We start from the raw sequence: 21,142 nt of genomic DNA, 5'->3' as shown, positions 1-21,142 counted from the left end.
ACAGTGGACGCGTGACATCACATAGCTCTCGCAGGTGTCGAGAGAGTGGTCGATGGTGTGTGGGACAAGCCCTCGGCCTATTAGTACCGGTCGGCTGGGCATCACTGCTGTACACCTCCGGCCTATCAACCCAGTGATCTTCTGGGGGCCTTACCCCGTCAAGCGGGTGGGAAACCTCATCTTGAAACGTGCTTCCCGCTTAGATGCATTCAGCGGTTATCACTTCCGAACGTAGCCAACCAGCCGTGCTCCTGGCGGAACAACTGGCACACCAGAGGTTCGTCCATCCCGGTCCTCTCGTACTAGGGACAGCCTTTCTCAAGTTTCCTACGCGCGCGGCGGATAGGGACCGAACTGTCTCACGACGTTCTAAACCCAGCTCGCGTGCCGCTTTAATGGGCGAACAGCCCAACCCTTGGGACCTGCTCCAGCCCCAGGATGCGACGAGCCGACATCGAGGTGCCAAACCATCCCGTCGATATGGACTCTTGGGGAAGATCAGCCTGTTATCCCCGGGGTACCTTTTATCCGTTGAGCGACGCCGCTTCCACATGCCAGCGCCGGATCACTAGTTCCGACTTTCGTCCCTGCTCGACATGTCTGTCTCACAGTCAAGCTCCCTTGTGCACTTACACTCGCCACCTGATTGCCAACCAGGCTGAGGGAACCTTTGAGCGCCTCCGTTACATTTTAGGAGGCAACCGCCCCAGTTAAACTACCCATCAGGCACTGTCCCTGATCCGGATCACGGACCTAGGTTAGACATCTAGTACGACCAGAGTGGTATTTCAACGATGACTCCACCCCAACTGGCGTCGAGGTTTCACAGTCTCCCACCTATCCTACACAAGCCGAACCAAACACCAATACCAAACTATAGTAAAGGTCCCGGGGTCTTTCCGTCCTGCCGCGCGTAACGAGCATCTTTACTCGTAGTGCAATTTCGCCGAGTCCATGGTTGAGACAGCGCCCAAGTCGTTACTCCATTCGTGCAGGTCGGAACTTACCCGACAAGGAATTTCGCTACCTTAGGATGGTTATAGTTACCACCGCCGTTTACTGGGGCTTAAGTTCTGAGCTTCGCACACACAAGGTGTGCTGACTCGTCCCCTTAACCTTCCAGCACCGGGCAGGAGTCAGTCCGTATACATCGTCTTACAACTTCGCACGGACCTGTGTTTTTAGTAAACAGTCGCTTGGGCCTGGTCTCTGCGGCCATCACCGCTTCCACACGCAAGGTGTGTCACGGATCCGGCCCCCCTTCTCCCGAAGTTACGGGGGCATTTTGCCGAGTTCCTTAACCATGGTTCACTCGATCGCCTTGGTATTCTCTACCTGATCACCTGAGTCGGTTTGGGGTACGGGCGGCGCATAGCTCGCTAGAGGTTTTTCTCGACAGCATAGGATCATCGACTTCCCCATACGGGTCCCCATCAGGTCTCAGACATGCACCACGCGGATTTGCCTACGTGGAGTCCTACACCCTTGGCCGTGGACAACCATCGCCACGGTCCGACTACCTTCCTGCGTCACCCCATCGCTTGACTACTACCAGATCGGGTCGTGCGCTACGCCCACCAGTCTCGCCCCGAAGGGTCCGATCCGATGGGTTTCGGGCACTTAGCATCACCGGGTTCGTCATGGGCGCTACTTTGCCGGTACGGGAATATCAACCCGTTGTCCATCGACTACGCCTGTCGGCCTCGCCTTAGGTCCCGACTTACCCAGGGCAGATTAGCTTGACCCTGGAACCCTTGATCATTCGGCGCACGTGTTTCTCACACGTGATTCGCTACTCATGCCTGCATTCTCACTCGTGTCGGATCCACCACTCGATCACTCGGCAGCTTCACTCCCGACACGACGCTCCCCTACCCATCCACACACCTGAACCACGAAGGCTTAGCTATATGTGTGAATGCCATAGCTTCGGCGGATGACTTGAGCCCCGCTACATTGTCGGCGCGGAATCACTTGACCAGTGAGCTATTACGCACTCTTTCAAGGGTGGCTGCTTCCAAGCCAACCTCCTGGTTGTCACTGCGACTCCACATCCTTTTCCACTTAGTCACCGCTTAGGGGCCTTAGCTGATGGTCTGGGCTGTTTCCCTCTCGACTACGGAGCTTATCCCCCGCAGTCTCACTGCTGCGCTCTCACTTACCGGCATTCGGAGTTTGGCTAACGTCAGTAACCTGGTAGGGCCCATCGGCTATCCAGTGCTCTACCTCCGGCAAGAAACACGCAACGCTGCACCTAAATGCATTTCGGGGAGAACCAGCTATCACGGAGTTTGATTGGCCTTTCACCCCTATCCACAGGTCATCCCCTCAGTTTTCAACCTAAGTGGGTTCGGTCCTCCACGCGGTCTTACCCGCGCTTCAACCTGCCCATGGATAGATCACTCCGCTTCGGGTCTTGATCGCGCTACTCAAACGCCCTGTTCGGACTCGCTTTCGCTACGGCTTCCCCACACGGGTTAACCTCGCAACACAACGCAAACTCGCAGGCTCATTCTTCAAAAGGCACGCCGTCACACCCCACAAGGAGATGCTCCGACGGATTGTAGGCACATGGTTTCAGGTACTATTTCACTCCCCGCCAGGGGTACTTTTCACCTTTCCCTCACGGTACTTGTCCGCTATCGGTCACCAAGGAGTATTTAGGCTTAACGGGTGGTCCCGCCAGATTCACACGGAATTTCAGGGGTTCCGTGCTACTTGGGAACACACTCACAGAGCCAGCCACTTACGCGTACGGGGCTCTCACCCTCTCCGGCGCCACTTTCCAGTGGGCTTCAACTTCACGGCTGGTTTCTTACTCTGCGCCAGTACGGCAGCACTGACAAAAATGCGTCCCACGACCCCCCACACGCAACGCCTGCCGGCTATCACACGCATGAGGTTTAGCCTCATCCGATTTCGCTCGCCACTACTCTCGGAATCACTGTTGTTTTCTCTTCCTACCGGTACTGAGATGTTTCACTTCCCGGTGTTCCCTCCACACGCCCTATGTGTTCAGGCGCGGGTAACTGGACATGACTCCAGCTGGGTTTCCCCATTCGGACACCCCCGGATCAACGCTCGGTTGCCAACTCCCCAGGGCTTATCGCAGGCTCCTACGTCCTTCATCGGCTCTTGGTGCCAAGGCATCCACCATGTGCCCTTCACAGCTTGTCTCGCATCGAACAAACTCGACACAACAATTGCTACAAAGATGCTCGCGTCCACTGTGCAGTTCTCAAACAACAACCCGGCCCACCCACACACACCACCAACCGGCGGGGCATGAGCCCGGGAACCAGAGCAACCCCACCCACCCCCACACCTACAGGGGCGACGCGTGATCCCTCAGGACCCAACAGTGTGCCAAAACCGACCACCCCACCCACACGACCACCACCCAGGTTCCGCACCCACACCCACCCCCCACAAGGAGAGACGAGCAGCAGGTAGTACTGAGGACAGCAGCCACACAGACAGGCCAGCCATTCACCGACGATTCCACTAGCGAACACCACTCAACGCTCCCCCACCCAGACGGCAGAGGAGTCACGGTGCGTGCTCCTTAGAAAGGAGGTGATCCAGCCGCACCTTCCGGTACGGCTACCTTGTTACGACTTCGTCCCAATCGCCAGCCCCACCTTCGACGGCTCCCCCCCTTGCGGGTTGGGCCACCGGCTTCGGGTGTTGCCGACTTTCGTGACGTGACGGGCGGTGTGTACAAGGCCCGGGAACGTATTCACCGCAGCGTTGCTGATCTGCGATTACTAGCGACTCCGACTTCATGGGGTCGAGTTGCAGACCCCAATCCGAACTGAGACCGGCTTTTTGGGATTCGCTCCCCCTCACGGGATCGCAGCCCTTTGTACCGGCCATTGTAGCATGCGTGAAGCCCTGGACATAAGGGGCATGATGACTTGACGTCATCCCCACCTTCCTCCGAGTTGACCCCGGCAGTCTCCTATGAGTCCCCACCACGACGTGCTGGCAACATAGGACGAGGGTTGCGCTCGTTGCGGGACTTAACCCAACATCTCACGACACGAGCTGACGACAGCCATGCACCACCTGTACACCGACAAAAAGGGCACCTATCTCTAGGTGTTTCCGGCGTATGTCAAACCCAGGTAAGGTTCTTCGCGTTGCATCGAATTAATCCGCATGCTCCGCCGCTTGTGCGGGCCCCCGTCAATTCCTTTGAGTTTTAGCCTTGCGGCCGTACTCCCCAGGCGGGGCGCTTAATGCGTTAGCTGCGGCACGGAACCCGTGGAATGGATCCCACACCTAGCGCCCAACGTTTACGGTGTGGACTACCAGGGTATCTAATCCTGTTCGCTCCCCACACTTTCGCTCCTCAGCGTCAGGTCATGCCCAGAGAACCGCCTTCGCCACCGGTGTTCCTCCTGATATCTGCGCATTTCACCGCTACACCAGGAATTCCGTTCTCCCCTGCATACCTCTAGTCTGCCCGTATCGGAAGCAGGCCAGGTGTTGAGCACCTGGTTTTCACTCCCGACGCGACAAACCGCCTACGAGCCCTTTACGCCCAATAATTCCGGACAACGCTCGCACCCTACGTATTACCGCGGCTGCTGGCACGTAGTTGGCCGGTGCTTCTTTACCTGCTAAAGTCACTTGCGCTTCGTCACAGGCGAAAGAGGTTTACAACCCGAAGGCCGTCATCCCTCACGCGGCGTTGCTGGATCAGGCTTCCGCCCATTGTCCAATATTCCCCACTGCTGCCTCCCGTAGGAGTCTGGGCCGTGTCTCAGTCCCAGTGTGGCCGGTCACCCTCTCAGGCCGGCTACCCGTCGAAGCCTTGGTAGGCCATCACCCCACCAACAAGCTGATAGGCCGCGAGCTCATCCTCCACCGCCGGAACTTTCCACCCAAGACCATGCAGCCTTGAGTCATATCCGGTATTAGACCCCGTTTCCGAGGCTTATCCCGAAGTGAAGGGCAGATTACTCACGTGTTACTCACCCGTTCGCCGCTCGTGTACCACCGAAGTGGCCTTACCGCTCGACTTGCATGTGTTAAGCACGCCGCCAGCGTTCGTCCTGAGCCAGGATCAAACTCTCCGTTGAAAAACAAAAGAGCAAACCCAAGCAGAACAAACCCTGACAATCTTCATTGCCAGAATCATCATCCACAAAGGAATCCGTACAACCCCCACCAACCAACCACCCACGAAGAGCAGCCAGCCACACGATGAGAGCCGGACGGGCAAAAATAATTCGTCGACTATCAATGACACACTGTTGAGTTCTCAAGAATCACACGCGCTCGGGCGGAAAACGGGGACTCGCTCCCCGCCCCGTCCCGGGGCATCGGCGTCGTACTTTACCGGGCGTTGTCCGCGCTGCCAAACCGGCAGCGTTTCGGTTCCGGTCCCTCGGTGGTGCAGCGCGTGCGAGTCGAGCTCGGTGTGCGCTGCCCGGTGAGGGGCGGTCTACTCGGGGCCGGGAGCCCGACCAGACCGGCCTTGCTCCCCGTCGCTCCCGGCGACAGGTAGAACACTATGCCGGGCGGGGGTGGCGGTCAAATCGGTCCGGGGTGACCCCGGTCACGAGGTCGACCCGGGCCCGGCCGCGAGCAGCGCCGCGGCCTCGGCCGGGGTGGCACACCCCGCCAGCAGCAAGGCGTCCGCGAGCTCGTCGGCGACCAGCGACAGCAGCCGGGCCACCCCGTCCGCCCCGTCCAGCAGTGCCAGCAACGGGGCACGGCCGAGCATCACGAGGTCGGCTCCCAGGGCGAGGGCCGCCAGCGCGTCGAGGCCGCCGCGCACGCCACCGTCCACCAGGACCAGGGCACCCGGCGCCGCGGCCCGCGCGGCCGCCGCGACGGTCGGGAGCGCGTCGACGGTGGCGACGGCCCGGTCGAGCTGGCGTCCGCCGTGGTTGGACACCCAGACCCCGGCGGCGCCGGCCGCCAGCGCCACGCGTGCGTCGTCGGGGTGCAGCACCCCCTTCACCACCACGGGCAAGCCGGTGCGCTCCCCCAGCCAGGCCACGTCGGCGGGCCCGAGGTCGCGCGCCTTCTCCGAGCCCGGCGCGCCTTCCTGACCGGGGTCCAGGTTGACCCGCAGCCAGGCGGGGTCGACGACGTCCCAGACCCGCCGCTCGCCCGCGGCGTACTTGGTGCCGACGACGGGGGTGTCCACCGTGAGGACGACCGCCTCGGCGCCGGCGGCGACCGCGCGGTCGAGCAGGGGCTCTGCGAGCGCGCGGTCCTGGGGCACGTAGACCTGCACCCACCAGCGCGCACCGGTCGCGCCGACGTCGGCGAACGGGGTGCCGGCGTTGCTGGAGACGACCACGGGGACCCCGGCTGCGGCGGCGGCCTGCGCCACGGCCGCCTCGCCCTCGGGGTGGACGGCCCGCTGGAGCGTCGTCGGCGCGACCCCCAGGGGCGCGCGGACACGGGCGCCGAGCAGCGGGGTGGTCAGGTCGACCCGGTCGACACCGCGCAGGACGCGCGGCACGAGCCGCACGCGCCGCCAGGAGTCGACCGCCTCCGCCGCGGTCACGCCGTCGCGGGCGCCCTGCAGGACGTACTCGACGACCTCGGGCGGGAGCGCGGTGCGCGCCCGCCGGGCCAGCTCGTCGACCCAGCGGGCGGCGTCCAGCGGCTGCCCCGCGCCCTCGTGCGGCACGCTCAGCCCGCGCCGACGACCTCGACGCCGGCCAGCTTCTTCTTGCCCCGGCGCAGCACGAGCCAGCCGTCGACCAGGTCCTCGGACCCCGGGACGAGGTCGGGGTCCTCGACGCGCTCGTTGTTGAGGTAGGCCCCGCCCTCGGCGACCGTGCGGCGCGCCTCGCCCTTGCTGGCGGCGAGCCCGGTCCGCACCAGCAGGTCGACGACGCCCGGCAGCGGGCCCTCGACCTGCACCGACCCGGCCTCGCGGAGCGCGGCGCCGAGGGTCGAGCCGCCCAGGCCGCGCAGGTCGCCGCCGCCGAAGAGCGCGGCCGCGGCGGCCTGGATGCGGGCGGTCTCCTCGGCGCCGTGCACCAGCGAGGTCACCTCCTCGGCGAGCGCCCGCTGGCCTGCGCGCAGGAAGGGCTTCTCCGCGTGCTCGGCCTCGAGCGCCTCGATCTCCTCGCGGCTGCGGAAGCTGAAGACCCGCAGCAGCTCGGGCACCTTCTCGTCCTCGACGTTGAGCCAGAACTGGTAGAAGGACCACGGCGAGAGCATCTCGGGGTCGAGCCAGAGCGCTCCCCCCTCGGTCTTGCCGTACTTGGTGCCGTCGGACCTGGTCAGCAGCGGCGTCACGAACGCGTGCGCCTTCGCGCCGTCGGCGCGCCGGATCAGCTCCACGCCGGCGGTGAGGTTGCCCCACTGGTCGGAGCCGCCGATCTGCAGCGTGACGCCGTGGCGGCGGTGGAGGGTGAGGAAGTCCATCGACTGCAGCAGCACGTAGGCGAACTCGGTGAAGCTGATGCCGCTCTCGAGGCGCGAGCGCACGACGTCGCGGGCGAGCATGCGGTTGACGGGGAAGTGCTTGCCGACGTCGCGCAGGAACTCGATCGTCGAGACCTCCTGCGTCCAGTCGAGGTTGTTGACCATCTGCGCGCCGTTGTCGCCCTCGAAGGAGAGGAACGGCTCGATCTGGCGCCGCACGCGCTCGACCCACTCGGCGACGGTCTCCGGGGAGTTCATCACCCGCTCGCCGGACTCCTTGGGGTCGCCGATCATGCCGGTCGCGCCGCCCACCAGCGCGTACGGCGCGTGCCCGGCGTCCTGCAGCCGCCGCGCGGTGAGGATCTGCACGAGGTGGCCCATGTGCAGGCTGGGCGCGGTCGGGTCGAACCCCACGTAGAACCGCACGCTCCCCTCCGCCAGCGCGGCGCGCAGCGCGTCGGTGTCGGTCGAGTGGGCGACCAGGCCGCGCCACTCGAGGTCGTCGAGGACGGTGGGGGCGGTCACGAGGGGTGCTCCTGTCGTGGGTCGGGCGTGCGGGCGCCAGTCTGCCGCACGCTGCCGCGACCGCGCCGCACCGGTTAGGTTAGGTTTGCCTCACCTAACCTGACAGGAGCGTGCATGTTCTCGGAAGCCACTCCCCCGCCGGCCCTGCTGGACGCAGGCGCACTCGACGACCTCGTCACCCACCTCGACCTGGCCCGCGACGCGGTCGTGCGGGCCTTCGCCGCGGCCGACCGGCCGTTCTCGGGCACGACGCCCACCGCAGCGGCCACCGCGGTCCGCGGCGTCGACCTCGACGCCCCGCTCGGCGACCCGGCTGCGACCCTCGCCGAGGTCTCGGCGCTCTACCTCGACCACGCGGTGTGGTTCCACCACCCGCACTACCAGGCCCACCTCAACTGCCCGGTCGCGCTCCCGGCCGTCATGGCCGACGTGGTCGCGAGCGCGGTGAACTCCTCGATGGACACGTGGGACCAGAGCGGAGCGGCGACGGCGATGGAGCGCCACCTCGTCGACTGGACGGCGCGGCGCCTCGGCCTGCCCTCGGGGGCCGACGGGGTGTTCACCTCCGGCGGCACCCAGAGCAACCTGCAGGCCCTGCTCCTCGCCCGCGACGAGGCGCGGGCCCGCGGGGCGCGCCTCGAGGACCTCGTCGTGGTCACCTCACCCCACGCGCACTTCAGCGCGCGCACGGCCGCCGGGCTGCTCGGCCTCGTGCCCGACGCGGTCGTCGAGACCGAGGTCGACGAGCACGACCGGATGCACACCGGCGACCTCGACCGGCTCCTCGCCGACCTCACCGCGGCCGGTCGCACCGTCGCCGCGGTGGTCGCGACCGCGGGCACGACGGACCTCGGCGTGGTCGACCCGCTGCCGTCGGTGGGGCGCACGTGCCGCCGCCACGGCGTGTGGCTGCACGTCGACGCGGCGTACGGCGGAGGGCTGCTCACCTCGCGCCGGCGGCGCCACCTGCTCACGGGCACCGAGCGCGCCGACTCGGTCACCGTCGACTTCCACAAGACCTTCTTCCAGCCGGTCGCCGCGAGCGCGCTGCTGGTGGCCGACCGCCGCACGCTGCGGCACGCGACGCACCACGCGGCCTACCTGAACCCCGAGGCCGAGTCGGTCTCGCAGCTGCCGAACCAGGTCGACAAGAGCCTGCAGACCACGCGCCGCTTCGACGCGCTCAAGCTGTGGTGCACCCTGCGCGTGCTCGGCGCGGACCGGCTGGGCGAGCTGCTCGACGCCACCGTCGACCTGGCCGCCGAGGCGCGCACCGCGCTCGTGGCCGACCCGGACTTCGAGGTCGTCGACGGCACACCGTTGAGCACGGTGGTCTTCCGGTGGGAGGCACCGGGCGTCGACCCGCTCGTGCTCGACCGGGTCAACACCGCCGCGCGCGACGAGCTCGTGGCCTCCGGCCTGGCCGCGGTCGCCCGCACGACCTACCGGGGGCGCACCTGGCTCAAGCTGACCCTGCTGAACCCCGCCACCACCCTCGCCGACGTGCGCCACGTCGTCGACCTGGTGCGCGACCACGCCGCGACGGCCCTCCACGCCGAGACGGCCCGTGGCACCGCCGACCTGGGGGTGGTCGCGTGAGCGCCGGCGTGCACGACGTCGTCGGCGTCGGCGTCGGCCCCTTCAACCTCGGCCTGGCCTGCCTGGCCGAGCCGCTGCCCGACCTCGACTGCGTCTTCCTCGAGGCGCGCGGCGAGCTCGCCTGGCACCCCGGCATGCTGCTGGAGGAGTCGACGCTGCAGGTGCCCTTCCTGGCCGACCTCGTCACCATGGCCGACCCGACCAGCCCGTTCTCCTTCCTCGCCTTCCTCAAGGACACGGGGCGGCTCTACCCGTTCTACGTGCGCGAGTCGTTCTACCCGCTGCGACGGGAGTACGACGCCTACTGCCGGTGGGCGGCCGGTCGCCTGACCTCCCTGCGGTTCCACCAGCGGGCCGAGGAGGTCCGCCACGAGGTCGACGGAGCCGGGGACACGACGTACGTCGTGCGGGCGGTGGACCCCCGCGACGGCTCGGTCACCGAGCACCGCGGGCGCCACCTCGTGCTCGGCGTAGGCACCGTGCCGCACGTGCCCGCACCCCTCGCGGCCGCCGCCGGGCCGTCGTGGCACAGCGCGGACTACCTCGCGGCGCGTGAGCAGCTGCTCACACACGACGACGTGACGGTCGTGGGCAGCGGGCAGAGCGCTGCGGAGGTGGTGAGCGACCTGCTCGTGCGCATGCGACCCGAGGCGCAGCTGCGGTGGCTGACCCGGTCACCGCGCTTCTACCCGATGGAGTACACCAAGCTGACGCTCGAGCTGACCTCGCCCGAGCACAGCGCCCACGTCCGGTCGCTCCCGCCCGGGCGGCGCCGGGCACTGCTCGCCTCGCACGCCCCGCTCCACAAGGGGATCAGCGCCGACCTCGTCGACCGGCTGCACGAGCAGCTCTACGTGCGCTCCCTCGACGTGGCCGCGGGCCGCGCCACCGCGCCGCTGCTCGTGGCCGCCACCGAGGTGACCGGGCTCGAGCCCACCGCCACGGGCGGGCACCGCCTCTCCCTGCAGCAGACCGAGAGCGGTCAGCGGTGGTCGACGACGACCGACGCCCTGCTGCTGGCCACCGGCTACCGCTACGAGGTGCCGGCCTTCCTGGCCCCCGTCGCCGACCGCCTGCGGTGGGACAGCGAGGGCCGCTACGACGTGGCCGACGACTTCACCGTCGACGACGAGCACCGCGTCTTCGTGCAGAACGCCGAGCTGCACACGCACGGCATCAACGCCCCCGACCTCGGGATGGGACCGTGGCGCAGCTCGGTGATCCTGGAGCGGGTGCTCGGGCACGCGCCGTACCCCGTTGAGCAGCGGGTGGCCTTCCAGGAGTTCGGGGTGCCGGCCTGCGCCGAGCCCGCACCCGCGCCGAGCGGGGTGGTCGCGTGAGCACGCGGACCCCGCAGGCCGAGGCCGCCGCGCTGCGGGCCCGGATGACGACGCGCCCCGTGCGGCTGCCCGACGACGTCGCGCTCCTGCACCGCTGGGTGACCTCGCCCCACGCGCGCTTCTGGGAGATGACCGGCGCCACGCCGGACGACGTCGGCCGGGAGTACGCCGCGGTGCTGGCGACCCCCGGCTCCCACGCACGGCTCGGGCTGCTCGACGGCGAGCCCGCCTTCCTGCTGGAGACCTACGACCCCTCCTCCCACCCGCTGGCGAAGTCCTTCGAGGTGCGGCCTGGTGACCGGGGCATGCACCTGCTGTGCGCGCCCCCCGAGCGGCACGTGCCCGGCTTCACCCGCGCGGCGATCACGGAGGTGCTCGCGCACTGCTTCACCGACCCCACCGTGCGCCGCGTCGTCGTCGAGCCCGACGTGCGCAACGTCGCGGTGCACCGGCTGAACGCCGCCGTCGGCTTCGAGGTGGTCGGCGAGGTGGCGCTGCCGACCAAGACCGCACTGCTGTCGACGTGCACCCGCGCGGCCTTCGAGGCGGCGACGCGGGTGCCGGGCGAGGCCGGGCACCTCACGCCCGGGCGGATGGCCCGCGCCCAGCGCGAGCAGGTGGCGAAGGGGCTCTCGGAGCTGGCGCACGAGCAGGTGCTGCGCCCCGTGCCCGCCGGCGACGGCTGGGAGGTCGCCGGCGACGACCCGACGGTCGCGTGGCGCTTCCGCGCACGGCTGCTGCCCCTCGACCACTGGGTGGTCGACGCCCACAGCGTCGTGCGGGTCGAGGAGCGGCCCGACGGCACCGTGTGCACCACAGCGCCCGACGCCGAGCAGCTCGTGCTCGACCTGCAGCGCACCCTGGGCATCCCCGAGCCGATGCTCGCGACCTACCTGGAGGAGGTCGCGGCCACCCTCGCGGGCCGGGCCTGGAAGCTGCGCGCGACGGCCCCCACGGCCGAGGACCTGCTCGCCGCGGGCCTGCAGCAGACCGAGGCGGCGATGACGGAGGGCCACCCCTCCTTCTGGGCCAACAACGGCCGCACCGGCTTCTCGGTCGACGACCACGCCGCCTACGCCCCGGAGACCGGCAGCCGGGTCCGGCTGCGGTGGCTCGCGGTCCGCCGCGACCGCGCGGTCTACGCCGGGGTGCCCGGCCTCGAGGACCAGGACGCGCTGCTGGCCACCGAGCTCGACGACGACGAGCTCGGCGCGCTGCGCGGACGGCTCGAGGCGCGGGGCCTCGACCCCGCGGCGTACTGGCTGGTGCCGTGCCACCCCTGGCAGTGGCGCCACAAGGTGGCGGTGACCTTCGCCCCCGAGGTCGCGGCGGGGGCCCTCGTCGACCTCGGCGAGGGTCGCGACGAGCTGCAGCCGCAGCAGTCGATCCGGACCTTCGCCAACGTCACGCGACCGGAGCGCTGCTACGTCAAGACGGCGCTCTCGGTGGTCAACATGGGGTTCGTGCGGGGGTTGTCGGCCGACTACGTGGCGGTGACACCGGCGATCAACACCTGGGTCGACGACCTCGTCAGGGCCGACCCGGTCCTGCAGGACCTCGGCTTCTCCGTGCTGCGCGAGGTCGCGGCCGTGGGCTACCGCCACCCGCACCACCGCCGGGTGGAGGGCAGCCACGGCCGCAAGGCGCTCGCGGCGCTGTGGCGCGAGAGCGTCGCGACCCGCCTGGGGCCCGGTGAGGCCGCGACGACCATGGCCGCCCTGCTGCACGTCGACGGCGGGGGCCGCTCGCTCGCGGCCGCGAGGATCCGGGCCTCCGGCCTCGCGCCTCGCGCGTGGCTGCGCGCCTACCTGCGCGCCTACCTCGTGCCGGTGGTGCACTGCTTCGCCCAGCACGGCCTCGTCTTCATGCCGCACGGCGAGAACGTGCTGCTGGTGTGGCGCGACCACGTGCCGGTGCGGGCGGTCTTCAAGGACGTCGGAGAGGAGGTCGCGCTCTTCCCGCGGGGCGGTCGGACCCCCGACGAGGTGCGCGCGACGCTGCCGCCCGAGGTGCGCCGGGTCGTGGTCGACTCCGTGCCGGTCGAGCAGGAGGCGCTCGCCGTCCACGCCGACGTGCTCGACGGCTTCCTGCGCTTCCTGGCCGCCGTCCTGGACGAGGACGGGGTGGTGCGGGCGGACGTCTTCTGGGAGGAGGTCCGTGCCAGCGTCGAGGACCACGTCGAGGAGCATCCCGGGGCCCGGCAGCGGCTGGCCGGCACAGGGGTGCTCGCCCCGACCTTCCGCCGGCTGTGCCTCAACCGCCTCCAGCTGCGCGACCACACCGAGATGGTCGACCTGGGCGACCCCGCCAGCGCCCTGGTGCTGGCCGGCGAGCTGCCCAACCCGCTGCGCCCGCCGGGGGCGTGACCGGCCGGGAGGTGGGAGCGGGCGGGTCGCGACCTACGATCGGCAGCGATGAGCCGACCCGTCGCGTCCCGCCCGCCCCTCCCCCCGCGCCGCCCCGGGGCCCTGTCCCTGCACGCGGTGTCCCCGCACGCGGTGCACGCCCGGCACCGGGAGCGGTCGTGGTGAGCGTGGTGGCCGGCCGCTACCGCCTCGAGCGCGAGGTCGGGCGGGGCGGCATGGGCGCGGTGTGGCTGGCCCGCGACGAGGTGCTCGGGCGCGCCGTGGCGGTGAAGCGGCTCGGCCTGGCCCCGCCCTCCGGGGCAGCGGCAGGGGCGACGGGGGTCGACCTGGCCCGGGCCGAGCGCGAGGCGCGCCTCGCCGCGATGCTCAACCACCCGCACGTCGTCGCCGTCTTCGACCTCGTCGTGGAGGACGACCAGCAGTGGCTGGTCATGGAGCACGTCCCCTCCCTCACGCTCGCCGGGCTGGTGCACCGCGACGGGCCGCTGGGGCCGGCGCGGTCCGCGGCGCTGCTGGCCCAGGTGGCCGACGCCCTCGCCGTGGCCCACGAGGCCGGCATCGTCCACCGCGACGTCAAGCCCTCGAACCTGCTGGTGACCGACGACGACCACGTCAAGATCACCGACTTCGGCATCGCCCGGGCCCAGGCCGACGCCTCCCTCACCGCGACCGGCCTGGTGACCGGGTCGCCCGCCTACCTGGCCCCGGAGGCCGCGTCGGGCCGGGCCGCGACGCCGGCCAGCGACGTGTGGTCGCTCGGCGCGACGCTCTTCCACGCCCTCGCCGGGCACCCGCCATACGACGTGGGCGACAACGTCGTCGGCGCCCTCTACCGCATCGTGCACGAGGACCCGCCGCGGCTCGACCCGGCCCGCGCCGGATGGCTGGCCCCGGTGCTGGAGGCCACGATGGCCACCGACCCGGCGCAGCGCTGGTCCGCGGCCCGGGTGCGCGAGGTGCTGCTCGGCGGTCCCGCCGCGCTGGCGGGCCGGGCCGCCGCGGAGGCCCCTGCGACGGCGGTCCTGGCGCGACCTCCGGTCCCGGCGGCGTCACCGGGCACCACGACGGCCGCGGCGCCGACCGCCACGGCGGAGCAGCCGCCCGGCGCGGCCGCCGCGAGCCGCCGCCCCGTCCTGCTCGTGCTGGCCGCGCTCGTGGTGGTGCTGCTCGGCGCCGGGCTCGTCGCGCTCCTCGACGGCGGCGGCGAGGGCACCCCGGCCGCGTCACCGAGCAGCGGACCGGCCGGTGGTGGGGACGGGTCCCCGACACCGGAGCCCTCGGGCTCACCGGAGCCCCCGCCGCCGACGGCGGAGGAGATGGAGGAGTTCGTCGAGGACTACCTCGACACGGTCACCGAGGACCCCGCCTCGACCTGGGAGCGGCTCACGCCCGCCTTCCAGGACGCCAGCGGCGGCTTCGGCGACTACGAGGGCTTCTGGTCGACGGTGCGCGACGCGCGACTGCGCGAGGTCACCGCCGACCCCGCGACCCTCACGGTGGACTACACCGTGGAGTACCGCACCGAGCGCGGCGGCCGCACGACCGACCAGGTGCGGCTCACGCTCGCGCAGGTCGACGGCGAGCTGCTCATCGCCGACGAGGGCTGAGGCCCGCGCGTCGCCTCGGGGCCCCGGCCTCAGCGCTGGGGCACGCCGAACACCTGCACCCAGTGCTCGCCGTAGGTCGAGGCCTCGTCGTGGGCGAAGCCCAGACCGAGGTGCACCCACTCGCCCATCATCACGCGGCAGTGACCGGGGCTGCCCCGCCACGCCTGCACGACGTCGCCGGGCGTGTCCTGGCCGGCGGCGAGGTTCTCGCCGACGCGGCTCCACCGGTAGCCGGCGGCCTCGGCGCGGTCACCCGCGTCGCGTCCTTGGGGGTCGACGTGGGAGAAGTAGTCCTCGCGGGCCAGGCGGGCAGCGTAGGCCGAGGCCGCCTCGTCGAGGCGGGCGTGCCGCACGACGGGCGGCACGGGCGCCATCCAGGCGCTGCCGCAGCGGGTGCCCTGGGCACGCAGCTCGTTGACGAGCCGGAAGACGGCCGACTCGAACCGGTCGGCACGCCCGTCGAGGCCGGTCGAGGAGGACCGGGCACCGGCCGCCTCGACCCGGCGGCCGCGGGTGGTGACGGCGCGGGCGGTGCGGGTCGCCGGCACCCGCACCCGCACGGCGCCCGAGCCCTGCACCGTCCAGCCGAGGACCACGCGACCGTCGCGCTGCGTGCGCTCGGCGTCGACCCGGGTCCAGCGACCCCCGGTGGGCCGGAACTGCAGCACCGCGCGGCGCGTGGCCCAGCGGTCCCCGGTGCGCACCCGCACGGCCACCCGCGCGACCCGGCCCTGCGGCACCGACCACGTCGAGGTCGACCAGCCGCGCACCGTCGTCGGGACCGGGGACGCGTCGGCGGCGCGCGCGGCCTCGGTCGCCATCGGCCCGGCCAACAGACCGCCGAGGAGGCCGAGGAGCGCCGCCACCACCCGGGCCGACCACCGACCGGTCACCACGCGACGCGTGGTGCGGGCAGGCGGGACAGGCGTGCGGGGGGTCACGGCGCTCGATCGTAGGGGTCTGGACCAGCGCCCGCAGGCGAACGGCGCGATCGGGGTCAGAGGTCCCCGATCACCGGTCCCGCCCCGGGGTACCTCCCGCCATGCCGCCCGCCCCGTCACCCACCCCGTCCCCGACCCTCGAGTTCGTCGGGACCGCCACCACCGTGCTGCGGCTCGGGCCGTTCACGCTGCTGACCGACCCGAACTTCCTGCACCGGGGGCAGCGCGCCTACCTCGGCAAGGGCCTGTCCTCCAAGCGGTTGACCGAGCCGTCCCTGCAGCCCGAGGACCTGCCGCCCCTCGACGCGGTGGTCCTCTCCCACCTGCACGGCGACCACTTCGACCGGGTAGCCCGCGACCGGCTGGACCGCTCGCTGCCGGTGCACACCACCCCGGCGTCGGCGCGCACCCTGCGCCGGTGGGGCTTCGCCGCCGCGTCGGGCCTGGACACGTGGGACCACGTCGACCTGGAGCGCGACGGCGCCCGCCTGCGGCTCACCGCCGCACCCGGCGTCCACGCCCCGGGCCCGCTGCGCCGTGTGCTGCCGCCCGTCATGGGCACGGTGCTCGAGCTCGACACCGGCGGCGAGCGCCCGTTCCGCACCTACCTGTCGGGCGACACCCTGTGCCGGCCCTGGCTCGCCGAGGTGGTCGAGCGGTGCGGTCCCCTCGACGCGGCCGTGCTGCACCTCGGGGGCACGCGTGCCTTCGGCGTGCTCGTCACCATGGACGGCGAGCAGGGCGCGGACCTCCTGGAGCTGCTGCGCCCGGGCGTGGCCGTGCCGGTGCACCACGACGACTACACGGTCTTCCGCTCGCCGCTGTCGGACTTCCTCGCGGCGTGCCGCGCCCGCGACCTCGGCACGCAGGTGCGCACGGTCGAGCGCGGCGCGACGGTGCCGCTCGCGCCCTGAGGCCGGTCAGGCGGCGGAGCGCCGACCGTCGAGCACGAGCGCGAGGGCGTTGAGCGACGCCCAGCCGACGGTCACCGCGAGCACCTTGCGGCGCAGGTCGGGGTCGTCGACGCGACGTGAGAGCAGCACGGCGTCGCCGAGGTCGCACGCGATGCGGGCCTTCTGGGCGGTGCGCACCGTGCGCGCGCTGCGGCCGAGCAGCGCCAGGCCGCTGATCGCGAGGTCGCGCACCCCGAAGGCCTGCGCGAGCAGGTCGTAGGCGTCGCGCTCGGATCCGCTCGCCTCGAGCGCGTCGGCCAGGTGGCCGGGCGCGGCGAGGGCGTAGACGGCGTACCCGGCGGTGCCGGCGGCGGCGAGGCGGCTCAGGGTCTGCTCCATGCGGCGAGGCTAGCCGGGCACCCCGCACCGCCCGTTCGTCCCGCAGGGCCCGCGGGCCGTACGATCCGCTGGTGCACGAGGTCTCCGTCATCGCCTACTTCGCCGACGACGTCACCCGGACCTACCAGCTGGTCCAGTGGCTGCCGGTCCTGGAGCTGCTGGACGCCCAGCACCCGGTCGGCCTGGTGCTGCGCGACCCGGAGTCGGCCGCGCTCGTGCGCACCCGCACCGACCTGCCGGTCCTCGTGGCTCCGAGCTTCCCGGAGCTGACCGAGCTGTACGCCGCGCTCGACGCCCGCGTCGTGCTCTACTGCAACAACTCGGTGCTCAACTTCCAGTCGCTCCTCGACGGGCGCAAGCTCCACGTGCACGTCAACCACGGTGAGAGCGACAAGCAGTCGATGGCGAGCAACAACGCCAAGGCCTACGACCGCGTCTTCGTCGCCGGCGAGGCGGCCGTGCAGCGCCACGCGGCCGGTCTGCTGCTCTTCGACACCGACCGGCTCGTGCGCGTCGGCCGGCCACAGCTCGACCTGCGCCCGGCACCGGTGCTGGCGCCGAGCCCGCGCCGCACCGTGCTCTACGCCCCCACGTGGGAGGGCGACGCGGAGTACAACGACTACACCTCCGTCGACGTCTTCGGCCCGGCGATCGCGCGCGCGGTGCTCGACGTGCCCGACGCTCGCCTGGTCTACAAGCCGCACCCGAAGGTGACCACCAGCCGGACACCGGCGGTGCGGGAGGCGCACCAGCAGGTCCTCGCGCTGCTGGCCGAGGCCGACCGGCGCGACCCGGCGGCGGGCCACCAGGCGGTCACGGTCGGCGACATCCTCGCGGTCATCCCCGACTGCGACGCGATGGTCACCGACGTCTCCTCGGTCGGGCTCGACTGGCTCTACCTGCGCACCGACAAGCCGATCTTCCTCACCGACCGCCACCACGACGCCGAGCGGCTGCGCCAGGAGGTGCCGGTCAGCCGCTGCGCCGACGTCGTCGACGCCACCGTGCTCCCTGACCTCACCGCGCTCCTGACGGCCCGCCTCGAGCACGACGAGCACCACCTCGCCCGCGTCGCGATGCGCCACCACTACTTCGACGACCTGCAGGTCGGCGACAGCACGGTGCGCTTCCTGGACGCGGTCGGCGAGCTGGTCGCGCTGCGCGACCGCCTGCTGGGCGGCCCCGGCGAGGCCCTCGCCGGCACGGACGACGCCATCACGGCGTGACCCGGCCGCGGCCCACCCCGCGCCCGCGCTGCGGCGACGCGCGGTAGGTTCTGCGGCACCCGGGGCGGTAGCTCAGCCGGTCAGAGCAGGGGACTCATAATCCCTGGGTCGTGGGTTCGAGCCCCACCCGCCCCACAGCGCCCGTCCCGCGCGTCGACCGGGGCCGGCCCACGGGTGAGCCACGTCACGTTCGCCGTCGGTTCACCGCGGGTAGGGGGCACGGAGCAGTCCGACCGGGCCCACCCCCAGGAGCAGACCCATGGACCTCCCCCGCACCCGCCACGCCGACGTCGGCGCCGACCCCGCGCCCGGCCACCGCGCGGCACGCCCGGGTCGCCACCGCGCGACCGCACTGGCCCGCGCCGTGCGCGAGGCCCCGGTGCAGGGTCTGCCGGCGCTCGCGCCGCGCCGCGCGGCGGTGGCCGGGGTGGGGCTCGCCGCCGCTGCGATCGGCGCCGGCCTCGCGCTCCCGCAGCTGACCGGCCCCGAGGCAGGCACCCCGGGCACCGCACCCGGGACGGCGGCCGCCCCGGTCGCCGACGCCGTCCCCGCGGTGCAGCTCGTCGCCGGCCGCACGCTGTGGCCGGTGGCCCCGACCGACCTCGAGGCGCGCGACTCCCGCACCCAGCCGGCGTACGTCGCGGGCGTGCGGCTGCGTCGCGACGACGACGGGGCACCGGGTGACGGCGCCGCCTCCGACGGGTCGCAGTCCGCGGCCGACGGGTCGCAGCCCGCGACGCAGCCCGGCAGCACCGGCGGTCGCGACGGCACCGGCCGCGGTGGCAGCGGCAGCCGCGGGGGAACCGTGGGCACTGACGGCACCGACGGCACCGACGGCGGCGACGGCCGCGACGCAGCGGGTGGCGGCGGCGCGGCCGACGAGCCCGGCGACGCGGGCGTGCTCGACCCGGTGGAGACGGCCGTGGCGCCGGTGCGCGACGCGCTCCCCTCCCCCGTCGGCGACGTCGTCGACGGCGGCGTGACGCTGGTCGAGGACACGGTCGCCGGCACGCTCGGCGGCATCCTGCCCTGACGCACGCCTCGGCGCGCACCCGACGGGCGCCGGCCGGCGCGCCCGCGGTGGCATGCTCGAGGCGTGAGCGCCCCTGACAGCACCGACCGCACCCCCGACCCGCTGGAGCCCCTCGACGAGTCGTGGCAGCGGCTCCTCTGCGTGGTGGCCCACCCCGACGACCTCGAGTTCGGCGCGGCCGCGGCCGTCGCCCGCTGGACCGGGCAGGGCAAGGACGTCGTCTACTGCATGGTCACCAGCGGCGAGGCCGGCATCGACGGCCTGCACCCCGACGAGGCCCGCACCGTGCGCGAGCGCGAGCAGGTCGAGAGCGCCCGGCTGGTCGGCGTCGACGTCGTCGAGTTCCTCGGCCTGCCCGACGGCACGCTGGAGTACGGCGTGTCCCTGCGCCGCAGCATCGCCGCGGTCGTGCGGCACCACCGACCCGACGTCGTGCTGACCGGCAACTTCCGCGAGACGTGGGGCGGTCGCTCGCTCAACCAGGCCGACCACGTGGCCGTGGGCCGCGCGGTCGTCGACGCCGTGCGCGACGCGGGCAACCGGTGGGTCTTCCCCGAGCAGCTCGGCGAGGGGGACGCGGGTGGCCCCGGGACGCTCGAGCCGTGGGGCGGCGTGCGGGAGGTGTGGGCGTTCGGCTCGCCGCAGTCCACGCACGCCGTCGACACGACGGACACCTTCGACGCGGGCGTGGCCTCCCTCGAGGCGCACGCGGCCTACGTGGCCGGGCTGGGCTGGGAGGACTTCGACGCTCGCGAGTTCCTCGAGGGCATGGCCCGTCCGACCGGGCAGCGGCTCGGGGCGCCGCTCGCGGCGGCGTTCGAGGTGTTCCCGATGGGCTGGGGCGAGTGACCGGCGCTGGGCGGTCGGCCCGACCCGTGGGTCAGCGCTGGGCGTTGAACGAGGTCGCGGAGCTGGTGGGCGCCTGGAGCGGCGCGTCGGAGGTCGGCACCGGGTCGGCCAGCACGGCAGCGGCGAGGAGCGCGGCGACGCCGACCTTGGCCAGTGCCGAGGCGACCAGGGTGCTGCGGCGAGCGGTCGTGCGAGCCATCATGGCGGTCCTCCCTCGTGGGCCGCGTCCGTGCGGCCCGACCGGGCGAGCGTACGCCCGTCTTGAGGGGACCTTGCAGAAGCGTGCGGCGAACGTGCCCGGTCGCGGGCGAGGTCGGGACCTTGGTCCCGCCTGACCCCGGCAGCGTTCCCCAGCGGGAGGAGGTGCGCCGGTGGGCGTGACGGCCGAGCGCCCGGAGGCGTCCGAGAGGTGGGTCGCCTACGACACCGCGCTGCGGCCCCTGGTCTGGGGAGCGAGCACCTACACCGTCGTCGAGATCGACCAGCGCGTGGTCGCCGCCGCGGCGGCGGCGGGCACGCGCCGGGTCGCGGGCTTCGTGGAGGACGTCGCCGTCAACGTCGGGATCGCGCGGGCCGACGTCGTGCCGTGGGCGTTCTTCTACGCCGCCCCGGCCCTGCGCCGCAGGCTCGGCGTCCCGCTCGGCAAGGCCGTGCGGGTCCGGCTGCGCCCGGTGGACCCCGACGTGGTGCCGGTGCCCGACGACGTGCGGGAGGCCCTTGAGCGGGCGGGCCGCATCGCGGCACTCGTCGCGTGCCTGGCGACCGACTGAGGCGTGGCGCGAGGACGACCCGGCGCTCGCCCACCGGCGGTCCGCAGGGCGGACAGCAGAGGGCCCGGCCGCGGATCTCTCCGCTGCCGGGCCCTCGAGGGCTCCCCCGGTTGGACTCGAACCAACAACCCTCCGATTAACAGTCGAATGCTCTGCCAATTGAGCTACAGGGGACCGCTGTCGCGCGGCGCTC

The 21,142-nt window shown here is 71.3% G+C and carries 14 protein-coding genes, 2 tRNA genes and 2 rRNA genes; 10 read left to right on the top strand and 8 right to left on the bottom strand.

Annotated features, from left to right (window positions below; genetic code table 11):
• Positions 1 to 60: 60 nt before the first annotated feature.
• The 4 genes from BJ989_RS09500 to tyrS form a co-directional block, all read right to left on the bottom strand.
• Positions 61 to 3,177 (bottom strand): 23S ribosomal RNA (locus BJ989_RS09500).
• Positions 3,178 to 3,569: 392 nt separating this feature from the next.
• Positions 3,570 to 5,087, bottom strand: a 16S ribosomal RNA gene (locus tag BJ989_RS09495).
• The 16S and 23S rRNA genes sit together here, the layout of an rRNA operon.
• A 479-nt stretch (positions 5,088 to 5,566) precedes the next feature.
• Positions 5,567 to 6,655 (bottom strand): alpha-hydroxy-acid oxidizing protein, encoded by a 1,089-nt coding sequence (locus BJ989_RS09490; RefSeq protein ID WP_218848789.1) that lies wholly within the window; start codon positions 6,653 to 6,655, stop codon positions 5,567 to 5,569.
• Positions 6,656 to 6,657: 2 nt separating this feature from the next.
• Positions 6,658 to 7,926, bottom strand: a complete 1,269-nt coding sequence (gene tyrS / locus BJ989_RS09485) for a tyrosine--tRNA ligase (protein WP_179517996.1) — start codon at positions 7,924 to 7,926, stop codon at positions 6,658 to 6,660.
• A gap of 114 nt (positions 7,927 to 8,040) precedes the next feature.
• Between tyrS and BJ989_RS09480 the strand changes: the two genes are divergently transcribed.
• From BJ989_RS09480 to BJ989_RS09465, 4 genes are all read left to right on the top strand, one after another.
• Positions 8,041 to 9,525 (top strand): pyridoxal phosphate-dependent decarboxylase family protein, encoded by a 1,485-nt coding sequence (locus BJ989_RS09480; RefSeq protein ID WP_179517995.1) that lies wholly within the window; start codon positions 8,041 to 8,043, stop codon positions 9,523 to 9,525.
• Complete coding sequence (locus BJ989_RS09475; RefSeq protein ID WP_179517994.1) at positions 9,522 to 10,865, top strand: SidA/IucD/PvdA family monooxygenase; 1,344 nt, start codon at positions 9,522 to 9,524, stop codon at positions 10,863 to 10,865. The genes BJ989_RS09480 and BJ989_RS09475 overlap by 4 nt, the downstream gene beginning before the upstream one ends.
• Positions 10,862 to 13,231, top strand: coding sequence for a GNAT family N-acetyltransferase (locus BJ989_RS09470; protein WP_343049227.1), 2,370 nt, complete (start codon positions 10,862 to 10,864; stop codon positions 13,229 to 13,231). Before BJ989_RS09475 ends, BJ989_RS09470 begins: the two co-directional genes overlap by 4 nt.
• Positions 13,232 to 13,392: 161 nt before the next feature.
• A complete protein-coding gene (locus BJ989_RS09465; RefSeq protein WP_179517993.1) occupies positions 13,393 to 14,838 on the top strand; it encodes a protein kinase domain-containing protein in 1,446 nt (481 codons plus the stop codon).
• A 29-nt stretch (positions 14,839 to 14,867) separates the two neighbouring features.
• On the opposite strand, the gene BJ989_RS18250 is transcribed toward BJ989_RS09465, so the two are convergent.
• On the bottom strand, positions 14,868 to 15,779 hold the full coding sequence (locus BJ989_RS18250; protein WP_179517992.1) for a CAP domain-containing protein: 912 nt from the start codon (positions 15,777 to 15,779) through the stop codon (positions 14,868 to 14,870).
• A gap of 101 nt (positions 15,780 to 15,880) precedes the next feature.
• Here BJ989_RS18250 and BJ989_RS09455 point away from each other — a divergent pair, with 101 nt between their 5' ends.
• A complete protein-coding gene (locus BJ989_RS09455) occupies positions 15,881 to 16,693 on the top strand; it encodes an MBL fold metallo-hydrolase (RefSeq protein ID WP_179517991.1) in 813 nt (270 codons plus the stop codon).
• Between the two features lie 6 nt (positions 16,694 to 16,699).
• Here the strand turns inward: BJ989_RS09455 and BJ989_RS09450 are convergent, their stop codons facing one another.
• Positions 16,700 to 17,071 carry a hypothetical protein gene (locus BJ989_RS09450; protein WP_179517990.1) on the bottom strand — a complete coding sequence of 124 codons (372 nt, stop codon included), beginning with the start codon at positions 17,069 to 17,071 and terminating at the stop codon, positions 16,700 to 16,702.
• A 71-nt stretch (positions 17,072 to 17,142) separates the two neighbouring features.
• Here BJ989_RS09450 and BJ989_RS09445 point away from each other — a divergent pair, with 71 nt between their 5' ends.
• The 4 genes from BJ989_RS09445 (at position 17,143) to BJ989_RS09430 (ending at position 20,179) form a co-directional block, all read left to right on the top strand.
• A complete protein-coding gene (locus BJ989_RS09445; RefSeq protein ID WP_179517989.1) occupies positions 17,143 to 18,297 on the top strand; it encodes a CDP-glycerol glycerophosphotransferase family protein in 1,155 nt (384 codons plus the stop codon).
• 61 nt (positions 18,298 to 18,358) lie between these two features.
• Positions 18,359 to 18,432 (top strand) — tRNA-Ile (locus BJ989_RS09440).
• 124 nt (positions 18,433 to 18,556) lie between these two features.
• Entirely contained in the window at positions 18,557 to 19,330 is a 774-nt protein-coding gene (locus tag BJ989_RS09435; RefSeq protein WP_179517988.1) for a hypothetical protein, read from the top strand.
• Between the two features lie 63 nt (positions 19,331 to 19,393).
• On the top strand, positions 19,394 to 20,179 hold the full coding sequence (locus tag BJ989_RS09430; protein WP_179517987.1) for a PIG-L family deacetylase: 786 nt from the start codon (positions 19,394 to 19,396) through the stop codon (positions 20,177 to 20,179).
• 31 nt (positions 20,180 to 20,210) lie between these two features.
• Here BJ989_RS09430 and BJ989_RS09425 read toward each other — a convergent pair whose 3' ends face one another.
• A complete protein-coding gene (locus BJ989_RS09425) occupies positions 20,211 to 20,378 on the bottom strand; it encodes a hypothetical protein (protein ID WP_179517986.1) in 168 nt (55 codons plus the stop codon).
• A 172-nt stretch (positions 20,379 to 20,550) separates the two neighbouring features.
• Here BJ989_RS09425 and BJ989_RS09420 point away from each other — a divergent pair, with 172 nt between their 5' ends.
• Complete coding sequence (locus BJ989_RS09420; protein ID WP_179517985.1) at positions 20,551 to 20,949, top strand: hypothetical protein; 399 nt, start codon at positions 20,551 to 20,553, stop codon at positions 20,947 to 20,949.
• Positions 20,950 to 21,050: 101 nt separating this feature from the next.
• Here BJ989_RS09420 and BJ989_RS09415 read toward each other — a convergent pair.
• Positions 21,051 to 21,123, bottom strand: a tRNA-Asn gene (locus BJ989_RS09415).
• Between the last annotated feature and the right edge of the window lie 19 nt (positions 21,124 to 21,142).

Source organism: Nocardioides perillae (assembly GCF_013409425.1).
GTDB classification, from domain to species: domain Bacteria; phylum Actinomycetota; class Actinomycetes; order Propionibacteriales; family Nocardioidaceae; genus Nocardioides; species Nocardioides perillae.
The sequence above is the reverse complement of the archived record's forward strand: the minus strand, read 5'-3'. Positions and strand labels throughout refer to the sequence as shown.